15 protein-coding genes are annotated in these 14,634 nt (G+C 50.9%); 9 read left to right on the top strand and 6 right to left on the bottom strand.

The annotated features are described in order from the left end of the window. Positions 1-29: 29 nt before the first annotated feature. Positions 30-656: a glycerol-3-phosphate 1-O-acyltransferase PlsY gene (plsY, locus tag RIN67_RS06800; RefSeq protein WP_056943426.1), complete on the bottom strand. Its 627-nt coding sequence runs from the start codon at positions 654-656 to the stop codon at positions 30-32. Between the two features lie 249 nt (positions 657-905). Between plsY and parE the strand changes: the two genes are divergently transcribed. The 6 genes from parE to RIN67_RS06770 all read left to right on the top strand — a co-directional run bounded on the left by parE (position 906) and on the right by RIN67_RS06770 (position 8,905). After that, a complete protein-coding gene (gene parE / locus RIN67_RS06795; RefSeq protein ID WP_024746286.1) occupies positions 906-2,873 on the top strand; it encodes a DNA topoisomerase IV subunit B in 1,968 nt (655 codons plus the stop codon). Between the two features lie 30 nt (positions 2,874-2,903). Next, complete coding sequence (parC, locus tag RIN67_RS06790) at positions 2,904-5,351, top strand: DNA topoisomerase IV subunit A (RefSeq protein WP_264998847.1); 2,448 nt, start codon at positions 2,904-2,906, stop codon at positions 5,349-5,351. Positions 5,352-5,499: 148 nt separating this feature from the next. Then, complete coding sequence (locus RIN67_RS06785) at positions 5,500-6,459, top strand: LysR family transcriptional regulator (protein WP_264998846.1); 960 nt, start codon at positions 5,500-5,502, stop codon at positions 6,457-6,459. Positions 6,460-6,499: 40 nt separating this feature from the next. Beyond that, a complete protein-coding gene (locus RIN67_RS06780) occupies positions 6,500-7,429 on the top strand; it encodes a manganese-dependent inorganic pyrophosphatase (protein WP_024746289.1) in 930 nt (309 codons plus the stop codon). Between the two features lie 121 nt (positions 7,430-7,550). Continuing rightward, complete coding sequence (locus tag RIN67_RS06775; protein WP_264998845.1) at positions 7,551-8,174, top strand: uracil-DNA glycosylase; 624 nt, start codon at positions 7,551-7,553, stop codon at positions 8,172-8,174. 155 nt (positions 8,175-8,329) lie between these two features. Further along, positions 8,330-8,905: a matrixin family metalloprotease gene (locus tag RIN67_RS06770; protein ID WP_264998844.1), complete on the top strand. Its 576-nt coding sequence runs from the start codon at positions 8,330-8,332 to the stop codon at positions 8,903-8,905. Positions 8,906-8,978: 73 nt separating this feature from the next. Here the strand turns inward: RIN67_RS06770 and RIN67_RS06765 are convergent, their stop codons facing one another. Genes RIN67_RS06765 through RIN67_RS06750 form a run of 4 tightly spaced genes read right to left on the bottom strand, consistent with a single transcriptional unit; the run spans position 8,979 to position 11,035 of the window. Next, complete coding sequence (locus RIN67_RS06765) at positions 8,979-9,647, bottom strand: chloramphenicol acetyltransferase (RefSeq protein WP_264998843.1); 669 nt, start codon at positions 9,645-9,647, stop codon at positions 8,979-8,981. A gap of 24 nt (positions 9,648-9,671) precedes the next feature. Beyond that, positions 9,672-10,049: a GIY-YIG nuclease family protein gene (locus RIN67_RS06760; RefSeq protein ID WP_264998842.1), complete on the bottom strand. Its 378-nt coding sequence runs from the start codon at positions 10,047-10,049 to the stop codon at positions 9,672-9,674. Position 10,050: 1 nt separating this feature from the next. Continuing rightward, positions 10,051-10,302, bottom strand: a complete 252-nt coding sequence (locus RIN67_RS06755) for a DUF2087 domain-containing protein (RefSeq protein WP_264998841.1) — start codon at positions 10,300-10,302, stop codon at positions 10,051-10,053. Position 10,303: 1 nt separating this feature from the next. Further along, complete coding sequence (locus RIN67_RS06750; RefSeq protein WP_264998840.1) at positions 10,304-11,035, bottom strand: DUF2087 domain-containing protein; 732 nt, start codon at positions 11,033-11,035, stop codon at positions 10,304-10,306. 256 nt (positions 11,036-11,291) lie between these two features. Here RIN67_RS06750 and msrB point away from each other — a divergent pair, with 256 nt between their 5' ends. From msrB to RIN67_RS06735, 3 genes are all read left to right on the top strand, one after another. After that, complete coding sequence (gene msrB / locus RIN67_RS06745; protein WP_024746295.1) at positions 11,292-11,744, top strand: peptide-methionine (R)-S-oxide reductase MsrB; 453 nt, start codon at positions 11,292-11,294, stop codon at positions 11,742-11,744. 14 nt (positions 11,745-11,758) lie between these two features. Further along, positions 11,759-12,280 carry a peptide-methionine (S)-S-oxide reductase MsrA gene (msrA, locus tag RIN67_RS06740; protein WP_024746296.1) on the top strand — a complete coding sequence of 174 codons (522 nt, stop codon included), beginning with the start codon at positions 11,759-11,761 and terminating at the stop codon, positions 12,278-12,280. Between the two features lie 99 nt (positions 12,281-12,379). Beyond that, positions 12,380-12,535, top strand: a complete 156-nt coding sequence (locus tag RIN67_RS06735) for a hypothetical protein (protein WP_264998839.1) — start codon at positions 12,380-12,382, stop codon at positions 12,533-12,535. A gap of 74 nt (positions 12,536-12,609) precedes the next feature. Here RIN67_RS06735 and RIN67_RS06730 read toward each other — a convergent pair whose 3' ends face one another. Further along, the gene (locus tag RIN67_RS06730; protein ID WP_313825962.1) at positions 12,610-13,500 is read right to left on the bottom strand and encodes a CAP domain-containing protein; all 891 of its coding nucleotides are present in this window, start codon (positions 13,498-13,500) and stop codon (positions 12,610-12,612) included. Positions 13,501-14,634 lie beyond the last annotated feature (1,134 nt).

The following is a 14,634-nucleotide window of genomic DNA, read 5'->3' as shown; positions in this document are numbered from 1 at the left end:
TGTGGTCTTTCCTCTGTGTGAGACTCAAGTTACTTACTGGTTCGGTGTCGCCGGTAACCGCGGCCAAACGGGACTAAGGACTCGGTCCCTTGACGGATCCGCGTGATGTTCGTCCGGTGGCGGTAGAAGACAAAGATCGTTAAGACAACGGCGATGCCGGTCAAGTATGGATCCCGGAAGAATAGCGAGATCACCGTGACCAGGCTGAAGGCGACCATGCTAGCCAGACTGACCATACTGGTCCAGTAGATCAGGCTGACCCACAGGCCGGCAGCAATCACGAACATGATGGGGTTGTAAGCCAGCAGCATCCCCGCCGACGTGGCGACGGCCTTGCCCCCCTTAAAGTGGTCGAAGACGGAGACCGTGTGACCAAGAATGGCAAAGAGGCCGAACAACAAGGGCGTCGCGGTTCCCAGCCCCGTGGTCACGTGAAACCAGGTGGGCAGTAACGTAGCGACCGTTCCCTTAGCGATGTCGAGGACCATAACGGTGGTCCCGGCGTAGGGGCCGAGGACCCGGTAAGTATTCGTGGTCCCGATGTTGCCGGAACCGGCTTGGCGAATATCGGTCTTAAAGAAGAATTTGCCAATCCAGACGCCGTTGGGAATGGCGCCTAAAAGATAGGCTAGGATAAGTAAGCCGACTAATTTCAAAACACATTCCTCCGCTCTTGGTGGTGACGGCTAAAAACCGTCAAATAAGCTGCTCTATATTTTAGCATGTTTTCTGATGAACGCCAATTATCTGGGGGAACTGGTCATTTTTTAGTTCCCTGTGGTATGATTATGAAGTTATGAAGACCTCTAGCACGCCTTTTCGTCGCTTCTATTGAACATATGTTCGTATTGGCGTAAACTAGAAGTTATTCACAGATAGGATTAAACAGTAAAGGAGATTTACGCATGGCGAAAGCAAAACCAAAGTATGACGACTCCTCCATTCAGGTATTGCAGGGGTTGGAAGCTGTTCGTAAACGTCCGGGGATGTATATCGGATCGACCGACAGCCGGGGCTTACATCATTTGGTCTACGAAATCGTCGATAACGCGGTCGACGAAGCCCTAGCCGGATATGGGAAAGAAATCAACGTGACGATTCATCCGGATAATAGTATTACCGTGGTCGACCACGGACGGGGAATGCCCGTGGGGATGCATGCTTCGGGGATTCCCACGCCCGAAGTCATCTTAACGGTCCTCCATGCCGGTGGGAAGTTCGGCCAAGGCGGTTATAAGACCTCCGGTGGGTTACACGGGGTCGGTGCGTCCGTCGTGAACGCGTTATCCAGTGCGCTGACGGTGACAATCGTACGGGACGGTGTGCGCTACCAGGAAAAGTTCCGTGATGGTGGAAAGCCACAGGGCACCCTTAAGAAGTTAGGGAATACCCGAGCCCATAACGGGACCACGATAACGTTTAAACCAGATAGTCAGATTTTCACGACCACGGTCTACAACTTTGGGACCTTAGCGGAGCGCTTACGAGAATCCGCTTTTCTCCTGAAGGGCGTAAAGATCACGTTAACGGACGAACGTCAAGGTCAAGAACGCGAAGAAGTCTACCATTACGAGGAAGGCATCAAGGAGTTCGTCAGTTATCTGAACGAAGACAAGGACACGCTGGGGGACATTCTGTACTTCGACGGCAAAAAGTCGGGAATCGAAGTGGAAGTTGCCGCTCAGTATAACGATGGCTATACTGAAAACCTGCTATCCTTTGTCAACAATGTGCGGACTAAGGACGGCGGGACCCACGAAGCGGGGATGCGCAGTGGTTGGACCAAGGCGTTCAACGAATACGGACGAAAAGTCGGCTTATTGAAGGACCGCGATAAAAACATCGAAGGGTCGGATATCCGTGAAGGCCTTTCTGCGGTGATCTCACTGCGGGTTCCCGAAAACCTGTTGCAGTTCGAAGGTCAAACCAAGGAAAAGTTGGGCACGCCGGAAGCCCGGACCATCGTTGACCAGATTGTTGCGGAACAACTGACTTACTTCTTAATGGAAAACGGGGATTTCGGGAAGATGCTGATCCACAAGGCGACCCAGGCGCGTCAGGCGCGGGAAGCTGCGCGGAAGGCCCGAGACGAGACCCGAAACGGCAAGAAACACAAGCGTCACGAACGTCTCTTGTCGGGTAAGCTTACCCCTGCCCAATCCAAAAATTCAGCTAAGAACGAGTTGTTCTTAGTCGAAGGGGATTCCGCCGGTGGGTCAGCTAAGCAGGGCCGGAATCGGAAGTTCCAAGCCATCCTACCATTACGGGGAAAGGTCTTGAACACCGAGAAGGCCAAGCTACCGGACATTATGAAGAACGAAGAAATTAGTACCATGATCTACACCATTGGTGCGGGCGTGGGCGCTGACTTTGATATTGATTCCGCCAACTACGACAAGATCATTATCATGACCGATGCCGATGACGATGGTGCGCATATCCAGATCCTCTTGTTGACGTTCTTCTACAAGTACATGCGACCAATGATCGATGCTGGTCGGGTCTACATTGCGTTGCCGCCTCTGTATCGAATCAAGACCAACGGAAAGCAGGCTAAGATCGAATATGCTTGGACCAACGATGAATTGGTCGATAAGACCAAGGCGTTAGGCAACCGAAACTACAGCCTGCAACGGTTCAAGGGGTTAGGTGAAATGGATGCGGAACAGCTCTGGGACACCACCATGGATCCGGACAAACGGACGTTGATTCGGGTACAGATCGATGATGCGGCTTTGGCGGAACGCCGGGTGACCACCCTGATGGGCGATAAAGTTGAACCACGCCGTAAGTGGATCGAACAAAACGTCCAGTTTACGCTGGAAGACGAAGACCAAGACTTTTTGACCGGGGAAACCCCGGGAAAGAAATAACCCGACCGTGGTGAAAGGAGTTAAACATTCGTGAGTGAAGGACAAAAAATTCAAGAACTAACCTTGGAAGAGGTCATGGGTGACCGGTTCGGCCGGTATTCCAAATCCATCATTCAAGAACGGGCCCTGCCAGATATTCGCGACGGCTTAAAGCCCGTACAACGTCGTATTTTATTTGCGATGAACAAGGATGGTAACACCTACGATAAAGGCTTTCGTAAATCGGCGAAGTCCGTCGGTAACGTGATGGGGAACTTTCACCCCCATGGGGATAGCTCCATCTACGAAGCCCTGACCCGGATGAGCCAGGACTGGAAGGTCCGCGAACCGTTAGTCGAAATGCACGGGAACAACGGCTCAATGGACGGCGATCCCGCCGCAGCGATGCGGTACACCGAGGCCCGCCTTAGTAAGCTGGCCGGTGAAATGCTCGCCGACATCGATAAGGACACGGTCGATATGGTCCTCAACTTCGACGATACCGAGTATGAACCTACCGTCTTACCGGCCCGGTTCCCTAACCTGTTAGTTAACGGTGCCACCGGGATTTCAGCCGGGTACGCGACGGAAATTCCGCCGCACAACTTAGGTGAGACCATTGACGCCGCCGTCTACCTGCTCAGCCACCCTAAGGCCACGCTTGAGGACCTGATGGGCTTTGTGCAGGGACCGGATTTCCCAACTGGCGGGATTATTCAAGGAAAAGACGGCATCGTTAAGGCCTATGAGACCGGACGAGGACGCATCGTGGTACGGTCCAAGACCGCGATTGAGAAGCTTCGGGGGAATAAGAGCCAGATTACCGTGACGGAGATTCCCTACGAAGTCAATAAGGCCCAGTTGGTTAAAAAGATCGACGAGATTCGGCTGGGCAAAAAGGTCGAAGGGTTAGCAGAAATTCGGGATGAGACTGACCGTGACGGGCTCCGGATCGCGATTGAGTTGAAGCGTGACGCTGACGCACAGGGAATCTTGAACTATTTGTTCAAAAATACCGAATTACAGGTCACCTACAATTTCAACATGGTGGCCATCAACCATCAACGACCAGAACACGTGGGCTTGAAGGCGATTCTCTCCGCCTACCTCGAACACCGGCGAAGCGTCATCACGCGTCGGACCCAGTACGACTTACAGAAGGCCTTAGACCGGCAACACATCGTCATGGGACTGATCAAGGCGTTGTCGATTCTGGACCAAGTTATCAAGACGATTCGGGCCAGCAAGAACCGGCAGGATGCCCGCAATAACCTGGTACAAGCCTACGACTTTTCCCAGAAGCAAGCGGACGCCATTGTGGCGTTGCAGCTTTACCGGTTGACCAACACCGACGTGACGCAGCTACAAGCGGAAGCCGATAAGTTGGCGGCGGCCATTGAAGAGGACCATAAGATCTTAGCAGAACCTAAGGAATTAAACGCGGTCATGCGTAAGGAACTCAAGGCCATGGCGAAGGCTTACCGTAATCCACGGCGGACCGTAATTGAAGACCAGATTGAGGACTTGAAGATCAAGACGGAGGTCACGGTACCCGATGAAGACGTGGTCGTGATGGTCAGTCATGACGGTTACCTGAAGCGTTCCGGAATTCGGTCCTACACGGCTTCTGATCCAGCCGATAACGGGTTGAAGAATGAAGACTACCCGATTTTTATGGAAAAGCTTAGCACGTTGGACCACCTGATGATGTTCACCAGTAAGGGGAACCTGATCTACCGTCCCGTTCACGAGATTACGGATGTGAAGTGGAAGGAAACGGGGGAACATATCTCCCAGACCATTGGGTTGGCTAGTGACGAAGAAATCGTGGCCACCTTTGCCTTTAAGTCCCTAAGGGAACCAGGGCACTTCTTAATCGCAACCAGCGATGGGTACATCAAGCAGACGGCCTTTGCTGATTTGACGCCGGGACGGACCTATAAGCGCCGGGCGGCCATGTATGAAAAACTGAAGACGCCGGAAGCCCGCGTTGTAGCGGTGAAGTATCTTAAGGAACCCGCTGATCAGGGAATCCTCTTGGTGTCCAGGGATGGTTACGCGCTGCGGTATGCCGTCGATGAGGTCTCCGTCAACGGAGCTCGGACGACGGGTTCCCGTTCAATGAACCTCCATGACGATGATGTCGTGGTGAACTTAGCACTGGTCACGGATCACGATACGATCGCTTTAGTGACGCAACGGGGAGCCTTCAAGCGTTTAGCGATGAAGGAACTGCCAGTCACCAGCCGCGCACGCCGTGGGGTGATGGTCCTTCGTGAACTCAAACGTGAGCCGCACCGAATCGTGGACTTTTTGACGATTCCAGCGGGGAATCCGGCGCTAGAAGTCATTACGGACCGAATGCGAACGCACGACATCCTACCAGCAGAGCATCCCCTGAGTGGCCGGTACTCCAACGGGTCCTTCGTGGTGGATACCGATAGCGAGGGGACGCCGGTGCAACTCCGACTCAAGCCAACCGAGCTGGTTTTGAGTTAGGTGGCGTTACTTTTTATTAATGATTTTATAAGCAGAATTAATTGCGCTTTCAGGCTAAACAGCTTATTATATAGAGTAATGGTAACCATTAGGTCAATGCACGAACTAAGCAGAGTTTAGCGACCGTTGATCATAAGGAGCAAACGCAATGAAGACGAAACAAGAAAGCATCTTTTCTTCAAAGACGCTAACGTACTTTTTACAGTTGGCTGAAACCATGAACTATACGCAAGCTGCGCAGATCCTAGGCATTACGCAACCCGCCTTAACGCAACAGATCAAAAAGCTGGAGCGGACGGTGGGTGCCCCGTTGTTCTATTCGGTGGGTAAGAAATTACGCCTTTCCGATGCGGGGTACACCATGCTGGATGCAACGCATAAGATTTATGCGATTCTCAACCAAGCCACGGATGAGATTCAACAGGCCACCAGTGCGACCCAGGGGGAAATTAATATTGGTTTATTGGCCTCCATTGAGGATGCCGTCTTCGAGGATTTTGCCATTCTGTCCTACCAGAACAATCCTGATATTAAGATCTCCTTCCACATGTTGACCCGGAAAGAAATCTGGGAGCAGTTGGAGAATAACCGAATCGATCTGGCGATTATGTATTTGCCAGATGATTCGATCAAGAACTGGAAACCGTATGAATCCAAGAAGATCATTTCGGATGACCTGTTGTTCATTCACCATGATCCCCAATTAGCTAAGAAGCGCCGCATCAAGTTCAAAGACACAACGGCGGATCCTTGGGCCCTTTATCCGGATGGCTATTACTTGAATCAGGCATTACACGAAGCTTATAAGAATCAGCTCGCCGATTTCCCTAAAGGGGTCGCTAACTTTACCACGCCGACGCAACTGTTGCACTTCTCGATGCAGACGCAGGTCTCAACGGCGTTGCCGAACTCGTATATGGTGGGTCAAGACGACTTGCCGAATACCTGGACGGCGCACTTCAATCCCAACATTCGGTGTGATTTAGCCTTTGTCTTCCGCAAGGGTAAGGCCGAAATTCCGCGGATTAGCCATTTCTTGGCGCAGTTCGACCGGTACTTGCATACCGATGACTACATTTCGCGGCTTAGACAATTGCGTAACAAGTAACCTCAAATCTTAAATTATTTGTTAAAGGAGTTTTTTACCTATGAGTAAAGTATTGATCTTCGGACACCAAAATCCGGACACGGATGCCATCGTTGCCGCTAAGGCGTTTGCCTACTACCAAAGCAAGAAGGGCTTGGACGTTGAAGCCGTTGCTTTGGGTGAACCCAATATGGAAACCAACTACGTGTTAAACCACTTTGACGAACCCGCACCACGGGTCATCAAGACGGCGGCTAACGAAACGGACCATGTCATGTTAGTGGACCACAACGAAGCACAACAAAGTGTTCCTGACCGGGATCAGGTCACGGTAGATGCCGTGGTCGACCACCACAAGATCGGTAACTTCGAAACGGCAGCGCCCCTGTACTACCGGGCAGAACCCGTGGGCTGCTGCAGCACGATTTTGACGGAAATGTTCAATGAAGAAAAGATTGAAATTCCAGCAAAATTGGCGGGCTTGATGTTATCCGCGATTATCTCCGACACGTTACTCTTACAATCCCCAACGACGACCGACATCGACCGTGAAGCCGTTCGTGAATTGGCCGAAATTGCCGACATCGATGTTCAAAGCTACGGTGTTGAGATGTTAAAGGCGGGAACGAACCTGTCTGCTAAGAGCGACAAAGAATTAATCGACGGCGATGCGAAGTCCTTCGACATGAGCGGCAAGAGCGTTCGGATCGGCCAAATCAACACGGTTGACTTGAGTGAAGTCATCGACCGTCAAGCTGGTTTGGAAAAGGCCATGCAAGATGAAAACGCCGCTGAAGGTTACGACCTGTTCATCACGTTAGCCACGAATGTGTTGACTAGCGATTCCGAATTGATCGTTGCCGGCAGTAACCTCGACGTGGTTGAAAAGGCCTTTAACGTGACCTTAGACCACAACCGGGCTAGCCTGCCAGGCGTGGTTTCACGGAAGAAGCAAGTCGTGCCACCATTGACCGATGCTTTTGAAGCTTAATTTAAACGATTAGTTAAACCCCTAAGGGATCCCAATCATCACGTTGGGGTCCCTTTTGCGGTATCGTGGGGATGCTCCCCGCGTGCTAGCCCGTTTCGCGATTAGAAAGGAAGATGAACCTATGGCAACGTTATTGACGGCTGACCAGCTTAAGTGTGGTCGTGACTTACCGTTACAGTTCGGTCAACTAGAGGGATTTGTCCCCGGAGAAGGCGCCCCTGATCCCATTTTTGTGGTGGTCTCGGAAGCCCCCGGTAAAGTGGAGGCCCGCGTTGGCCATCCCTTTCAAGGCCCAGCTGGGACGACTCTCGACCAGTGGTTTGCCCAGCTAGGCGTGACCCGGGATCAGTTGTACCTAACGGGGGCCGTGCGGTCACGTCCGTATACGGTGGGGCCCACTGGATTGAAACGGGACCGCAAGCCCACTCAGGCAGAAGTGATTGCAAGTGCGCCACTGTTGGACGCGGAACTTCAGTTACTCGCGGGACACTTGCTGGTGCCTTTAGGCAACACGGGACTTCAACGGTTGCTCGGCAGTGCTGCCAAGATTGGGACCGTTCACGGGCAACTCTTAGAGCAGCCAATTCGGTACTGGGATGCCGACTCGGCTCGGTTTAAGCTGACCGCCACCACTTATCCTATTTTTCCGTTATTTCATCCCTCGTATGCGCGACGGTTCAAAAAAGTTCGACCAATGGTGGCGGCAGACTTAGACACGTTAAAGGCTTACCTCATGGCACACTGAGCATGCCAGTGATGCTGCCTGTTTAGATGCGTGTTCGCCAAGGTGCGATTAAAGGGGTTAACTGAGAGCTTTTTAGTTTCCCTAGCGGCGGGTCTGGCTATAATGGAAGTGATGGTAGTTGAAGAACAACTCTCCCCATAAGAGGGGGAGTTTCCATGCGTAAAGGAGTATGGGTCAAGGATCTGGTCATCGTTGTGACCACCTTAGGGATCTTTCTCAGTCAAGTCGTGACGGGAACGGCTGCGGCTGCGTCAATGACCCCGTTTGGTCAAGAACGGTTCGCGCACGCACATGCGACGTACGTGATTACCACGAAGTCAGCTTATTACCGGGGGGTCTGGCAGTCTGCGATTAAGGCTTGGAATGCGACCGGTGTGTTTAAGTTCGAAAAGAGTCATTCCCGGAACGCTCAAATCGAGTTGGACACGAACCGCGGGCAACGTGCTGCGGCGATGGGAGACGATGTTGGCCTCACGGATTACTGGGCGCGTCACTATGACATGGTGGCGGTCCTGTGTGCGCTGAACCCACGCTTAATGCATGAGTTTCAGTACAGTCGAGCGGATAAGATCCACGTGGCGGAGCACGAGTTGGGCCATGCCATGGGGCTGGATCATAATCCGTCTCGGCGGAGTGTGATGTACTATGAAAACCGGTCGGAAGGCATTCAAAAGGTAGATGTTGAAGGGGTCTACGAACGCTATTTGACTCCCGCTGGCGAAGCCAGTTAGATTGAATTTTGTTACATCAAAAAGGGATGTGTTCTCTGAATTGGAGAACACACCCCTTTTAGGTTGGTCAGGGTTAAGCACTAAGCAATTGGTCGGGGTGGTTAAAGGCGGCTTGCAGGTCATGAAACAACGTACTCACGTGGTAGCCATCCGCAACGGCATGGTGGATGGTCACCGACAAGGGAAGTTGGCACCGTCCCTGGTCGTCAAACGCAAATTGGCCGGCCTGAAAGATGGGGAAAAAGGTCTTCAGCGGCGTAAATGGCAAGGGGGTGTAATTCGTGAAGTGCAACCAAGGCAGACTACCGATTGGATACAAGTTGGTGGCCAGTGGTGGCTTAGGCATGGGACCTGGCACTTGACCATAGTTGGCTAAGTCAGCCAGATAGCGGTGATAAAAGGTGTCAAAATTGTCATCATAGGCCGTCCAAAGGTTGGCCATGGTATGATCAGCGTGAATAATCGTGTAAGAAGGATGGATGACGTCAAAGGTGACGAGTTGGTCATCCACCCGACCAATGCGCATTTCGGGATGCTGGGTTAAGGTTCGGCTAACCAGGTACAGGTAGATGGCGTTGAACTTGCGATGGTGAGTTTTAGCCCAAGCTCGAGTGGCGGTGACATCGAGGTTAGCCGTCAATGAAAATCCCGTAGGCGCCATCTGAGTAAAATAGTAAAAATAATCACGGCGTTCCCAGTTTGATTGGTCAATCGGCGTAAAGTGGGTGTTTAAAGTTGACATGGTAGGCTCCTTAGATAATAAAGATTAATGGGCGTCGTAGGTCCAACGTAAGGGTCGGTGGTTGTAGCCGCGTTCATCAAATGGCATGAGCTTTCTCAGCCATTTATCCTGCAACGTCTTCAGGGTTTGACGCATGTTGACCACGTCAGCGGCATCAGCCCGCCAAAGAACGGTATAGGCAAAGGCGTCAGGGCCGTCACGTAACCAGTCGATTTGTAATGGTGTGCCGTGGTAGAAGTTTTGGTTTAAATTCAGTTGGTAGTACCCCCAACGGTTATGGAGGTTGGCGACGGATTCGATAAAAATTTTGTGGTTCAGTGTGTTTTCAATCTGAATCACACCGTAATACGTGGGGGCAAATTTGTAATCGGCCCGTAGTTTTCGTTTTTGTTGGTCATTCATGTTAAGCATTCCTTTCGGTGGCGACTCGCCAATAGGCGGTACCATCTGGTGTGCGGTCGAGATAATGCCAATCGATTAATGAGCGGCGTAGGAGGGCGTAATCGGCATAGATGGGTTCTAAGTAGGCATTGATCTCGGCTTCCGTTAATCGGTGATCAGTGGGGATGGTTGTGACGATTTGTTCGAGAACCCGTTGTAGCCGTTTTTGCTTTCGGGGTAACCGGTCGAGGTGTAACGGGGCGTTTTGAGTCATATTATGAGTCCTTTCTGGGAGCAGCGGTTCGCCAGTAGGCGGTGCCGTCCGGTGTTCGTTGTAAGAAGTGGTATTCGATCAAGAAGCGCCGCACCATGGTGTAGTCTGGATAGATGGGCCGAAGGTAGGCGTTGATCTGGGGTTCGGTAAACTGTTGCTGGTCAGGAATCTCGGCAATAATGCGGGTTAAGACCACGATGACGGCCTTTTGCTTCTTAGGCCACCGAATGAGCCGGGGTGGTTCCTGAGTGAAATCGAAGTAATGCTGGAGAGTCTGGGCGGCCTCGTCTTCGGTGATTAACCAACGGTCATCGGGCTCTTGGGGATGTTGCGGAACGTCTAGGAGGCGTTCGTGTGGATCCTCTTGAGCGAAGGCGGCTTGGTAGCTGGCTAGGTAAAGTTTAGCCTGCTTAGCTTTTTCCCGAAACGTGAATTTCTGATGGCGAATCGTGGCGGCCGTCACCCCAGTCTGGGCGGCTAGGTCCTTGTCCTTGATCCCGGTCGCGAAGGCCGTAAGTAAGGCCTGTTGCTTGGTTGTCAGTGTGTTATACCGACTATCCAGGTGAACTAAGGCGTGGAGGTTACCACCATGGGCAGTCTGAAGATGGTGGGCAATTGTCATAGCCGGCGTGTCTAGGGGAAACTGTGCGTCACAGTAGTTGCAGACTAAGGCATTTGCCGTTTGATGCCAGCCCTGTGTTAAATCGGTAAGTGTTAATGTCGTGAGATCCATTAGACGAAACCTCCTAGGTTCGTGATTAGCCCCTATCTTAGACTTGTTGACGATAACTGTCAACAAAATGTTGATAGATTTAGTAAACACTTTTGTGGAACCGACTAGCGGCCGGTAAAAGCAAGCCAGTCAATTGGCTCGCCAGAAAAGTCGTCTTTTAGGAGCCAACTGCTTGCTATCCACGAGATTTTCGTTAGAATAATAGTTGAAACAAAATAATTGTGCACAACTGATTACGGTGTAAGGAGGAGTTTGAATGAAGTCTGAAGAAGCAAGAACCGACTTAAAGCAACGTTTGTCTGCGGAAGCCTATGCGGTGACCCAAAAGGCGGCTACTGAACCGGCCTTTACCGGGAAGTATGATCAGTTTTTTGAACCTGGGATCTACGTTGATGTGGTCAGTGGTAAACCGCTGTTCAGTTCAACGGATAAGTACGATTCCGGCTGTGGTTGGCCCGCTTTTTCCAAGCCGATTGACCCGGCGAGTGTCGTTGAACACACGGACCATTCGTTTGGTATGATTCGGCAAGAGGTCATCAGCAAGGATGCTCATTCCCATCTAGGACACGTCTTTAATGACGGCCCAGCCGACCGGGGCGGGGTACGGTACTGCATCAACTCGGCAGCTCTGACGTTTATTCCCGCAAGTGACTTAGCGGCTAAGGGCTACGGTGAATTCGCACAGTTATTTTCAACCCAAAACAAGTAAAGGAGACGGTCGGATTGGCAAAGACAGAAACGGCAATTTTTGCTGGGGGATGCTTCTGGTGCATGGTGAAGCCCTTTGATACGCAACCAGGGATTCAGTCGGTAGTTTCCGGATACACGGGAGGTCATACGGTCAATCCCACCTACGCTGAAGTAGCGTCCCACACCACGGGGCATACGGAAGCGGTCAAGATTACCTTTGACCCCAGCATCATCACTTACGACCAACTCGTTAGCATTTACTGGCGCCAGACGGACCCGACCGATGCCAGTGGTCAATTCCAGGACCGAGGCGACAGTTACCGGCCCGTTATCTACGTAAACGGTCCGGAACAACGGCGGATTGCGACGGCCTCTAAGGAAAAACTAGCGGCTAGTGGCCAGTTTGATGCGCCTATCGTGACCCAGATTGAGGATGCGCAACCTTTCTATCCTGCAGAAGAGGAACACCAGGACTTCTACCGGCGTAATCCTTTCCGTTACCAGATTGAAGAGATGGGCGGGCGCGAGGCCTTCATTCAGGAACACTGGCAATAAATCGGTTATGTATTCGCTAGTGGCGCAATTTATGGTGGGGTGATTGGCGAAGGTGTGCTAAAATTTGATTAGCAAAGCTAACCGAGTGGAGGAATCAATTTGAGCAGATTAGTGTTCGAAAGCGTCAACGTTAACGCCCAGACCAAGCGACAGGAGAAACAAGTTAAAGCGGGTAAGCAGGCGGGCAAGGCCCAAAAACAAGCCCTGATCGATGCGTATCTGAAGCGAAAGAAACAGACCAAGAACTCAAATTAAGCGCCTAAAAGGCGGACAACTCAGCTGGTTTACCAGTCGGGTTGTCCGCCTTTTAGGTCTATTTAGGGAGCGGGCTAATTGCTTCCCATGTCGATGGCCCCATAAACGTATTCAGAGCTAGGCTTTTGCGTGGCACCAATCCCAATTGTGGTGTTCGCGGCATCCAGTAAGATGTCCCGGTGGCCCCAGTTGGAATCCGCATCGTTGTAGATGTATTCATGGATATCCCGTTTGGCCACGGAAGCGCTGGGGTTGGCATCGGCATCATCCATGTAGTCCATGGAGATACATTCACCCCGTAAGCCAGCAACCCCAGCTGCGGTAAAGAGATCATCCGCGATAAAGTCGCTTTGGTCATCGCCGTGAGCGAAGTTAGTCAGTAATTGGGTTGAACGGTGCTGGGCAATGGTATCATAGGCCGCTGATTCAGTCACAGCCGGGATGTTTCGCTTGGCCCGCTCGTTATTCAGGGCCTGTAAGAAGGCGGAACGGTAAGCCGCGGTACTGAGAACGGGCGTTGCGGGTTCGCTGGATTTAGGCGTGCTATTCCCAGCCTTGCGGGTCTTGGTTACCTTGGTTGACCGCTTTTTGGTGGTGGCTTTCCGTTTTAGCTGATGAACGTAGCCTGACCAGACGTAGCCTTTAACCTTGCCGTTAGTGGAACGGATGTAGTTATAGCGGGCATGCTTTCCATTGGCTTTTTTTACGGCGTATTGTTTACCCGTTATGTAGGTTAACTTGCGGTACTTAGCCTTGGCGAGGTTGGCTTTTTTCTTAGTTAAGCGGATTGAGGTGTAGAGCGTACCTTTTTTGACTTTGACTTTGGTCTTAGGACGCCAAGTCCAGGCGGAATAAACGGTTGCGGCGTGGGTGTGGCGCTTGGCCTGCGCGGTGGTCGTGACGCCTAGGAGACTGACGCACAGGACCAAGGCGGCTAACCAGTAACTAAAGCGATGATTAAACATAGATATAGGACTTCCTTATGTAGAATATAGAGAATGTGATTAATTAGATTAACCATTTCTAAAAATAATTATAGTGGACTAGTCGGTGACTGTCAGTGACCGAAAGCTGGAAACTGTGTGATTTGTGGAAAAAGTGCTAAGTGCGTCTGGGAAGCAGCAAATTCATGGATCAAGTCATCATCAAGTGAGTAGCCATAAATCCAGTTCGAGCTGTAGGTCAGATTGACCACGGGACTGGCAAAAGTGTAAATGGATTGTCGAGGATTTAGGCATGTGCGATTGCTGATGACTAAGCGGCAAAAAAGTTAGAGAAAATCTGAATTGCAAGCCGAGTGTGGTTAATCAATCGATAGCGGCAAGTTAACCAAAAAGTATTTTGGAGAAAAACGCGAAACAATTTTGTCGTTGCAATGACGACGGATAAGCCGTGGTTAAAGTGGCAATAGTGAAAATTGAAGAAATATGGAGATTGGATGTAGCCAAAACCCGAGTCTTTACATTCAAAGTCCACTTTCGATAATATATATTATGTAAAGTAGAGAATTAAAATAGTATTCGACTAGTTTTGGGGCTAACCCCTCTTTGCCGAAACGGCATAATTTTTTGGATGACCGTAAGCCATCGGGATCTATGGTAGCGAGCAATCTTAAATTTAGCGTTTCGATGTAGCTGATGATTACCAGTGATTCCTGTGTGGTGAATTTGACTTCAACTTTTTTAAGAGCTCACCGACTCGGCTTCAATGTACTTAAAACGCGGTTAACTGGTGACCAGTAGTTACAGAATAAGCGCGTCGCTAAACGCATTTAAACGGATAACTCCCCATCAAACAACTGAACGTGTCGTTAGGATTGACGTTCAATTTGGGGCAATTTATAGTAACTGGCACAAGTACCCAATTGGTTGGTCGATACTTATTTTTGAAGACTCGTCTTTGGGAATCATGTACGTACGACCTGATAACGATTAGTTGTGATGGTTGCGGATGAGTTGCTTAGTGATCAAGCGCTGATAACTGCTACGACGTGGTCATGGCTATTCGATTTAAGCTCGAAAGCCGTGTTAAAACTGGCTTGCTACGGCTTGTTCTGCATTAAAATAGCCTGGATTCGGGGCTGGATAAACGCTCGAAAC

It is taken from the genome of Levilactobacillus namurensis, assembly GCF_032197885.1.
Classification (GTDB): Bacteria; Bacillota; Bacilli; order Lactobacillales; family Lactobacillaceae; genus Levilactobacillus; species Levilactobacillus namurensis_A.
This window is presented reverse-complemented; position numbering and strand designations above follow the sequence as displayed.

Coding starts and splice junctions, on each gene's coding strand:
- RIN67_RS06780 (WP_024746289.1), top strand. CDS start 6,500: ATGAGTAAAGTATTGATCTTCGGACACCAAAATCCGGACACGGATGCC.
- RIN67_RS06785 (WP_264998846.1), top strand. CDS start 5,500: ATGAAGACGAAACAAGAAAGCATCTTTTCTTCAAAGACGCTAACGTAC.
- RIN67_RS06755 (WP_264998841.1), bottom strand. CDS start 10,302: ATGACTCAAAACGCCCCGTTACACCTCGACCGGTTACCCCGAAAGCAA.
- RIN67_RS06770 (WP_264998844.1), top strand. CDS start 8,330: ATGCGTAAAGGAGTATGGGTCAAGGATCTGGTCATCGTTGTGACCACC.
- RIN67_RS06750 (WP_264998840.1), bottom strand. CDS start 11,035: ATGGATCTCACGACATTAACACTTACCGATTTAACACAGGGCTGGCAT.
- RIN67_RS06775 (WP_264998845.1), top strand. CDS start 7,551: ATGGCAACGTTATTGACGGCTGACCAGCTTAAGTGTGGTCGTGACTTA.
- RIN67_RS06730 (WP_313825962.1), bottom strand. CDS start 13,500: ATGTTTAATCATCGCTTTAGTTACTGGTTAGCCGCCTTGGTCCTGTGC.
- RIN67_RS06765 (WP_264998843.1), bottom strand. CDS start 9,647: ATGTCAACTTTAAACACCCACTTTACGCCGATTGACCAATCAAACTGG.
- msrB (WP_024746295.1), top strand. CDS start 11,292: ATGAAGTCTGAAGAAGCAAGAACCGACTTAAAGCAACGTTTGTCTGCG.
- RIN67_RS06760 (WP_264998842.1), bottom strand. CDS start 10,049: ATGAATGACCAACAAAAACGAAAACTACGGGCCGATTACAAATTTGCC.
- parE (WP_024746286.1), top strand. CDS start 906: ATGGCGAAAGCAAAACCAAAGTATGACGACTCCTCCATTCAGGTATTG.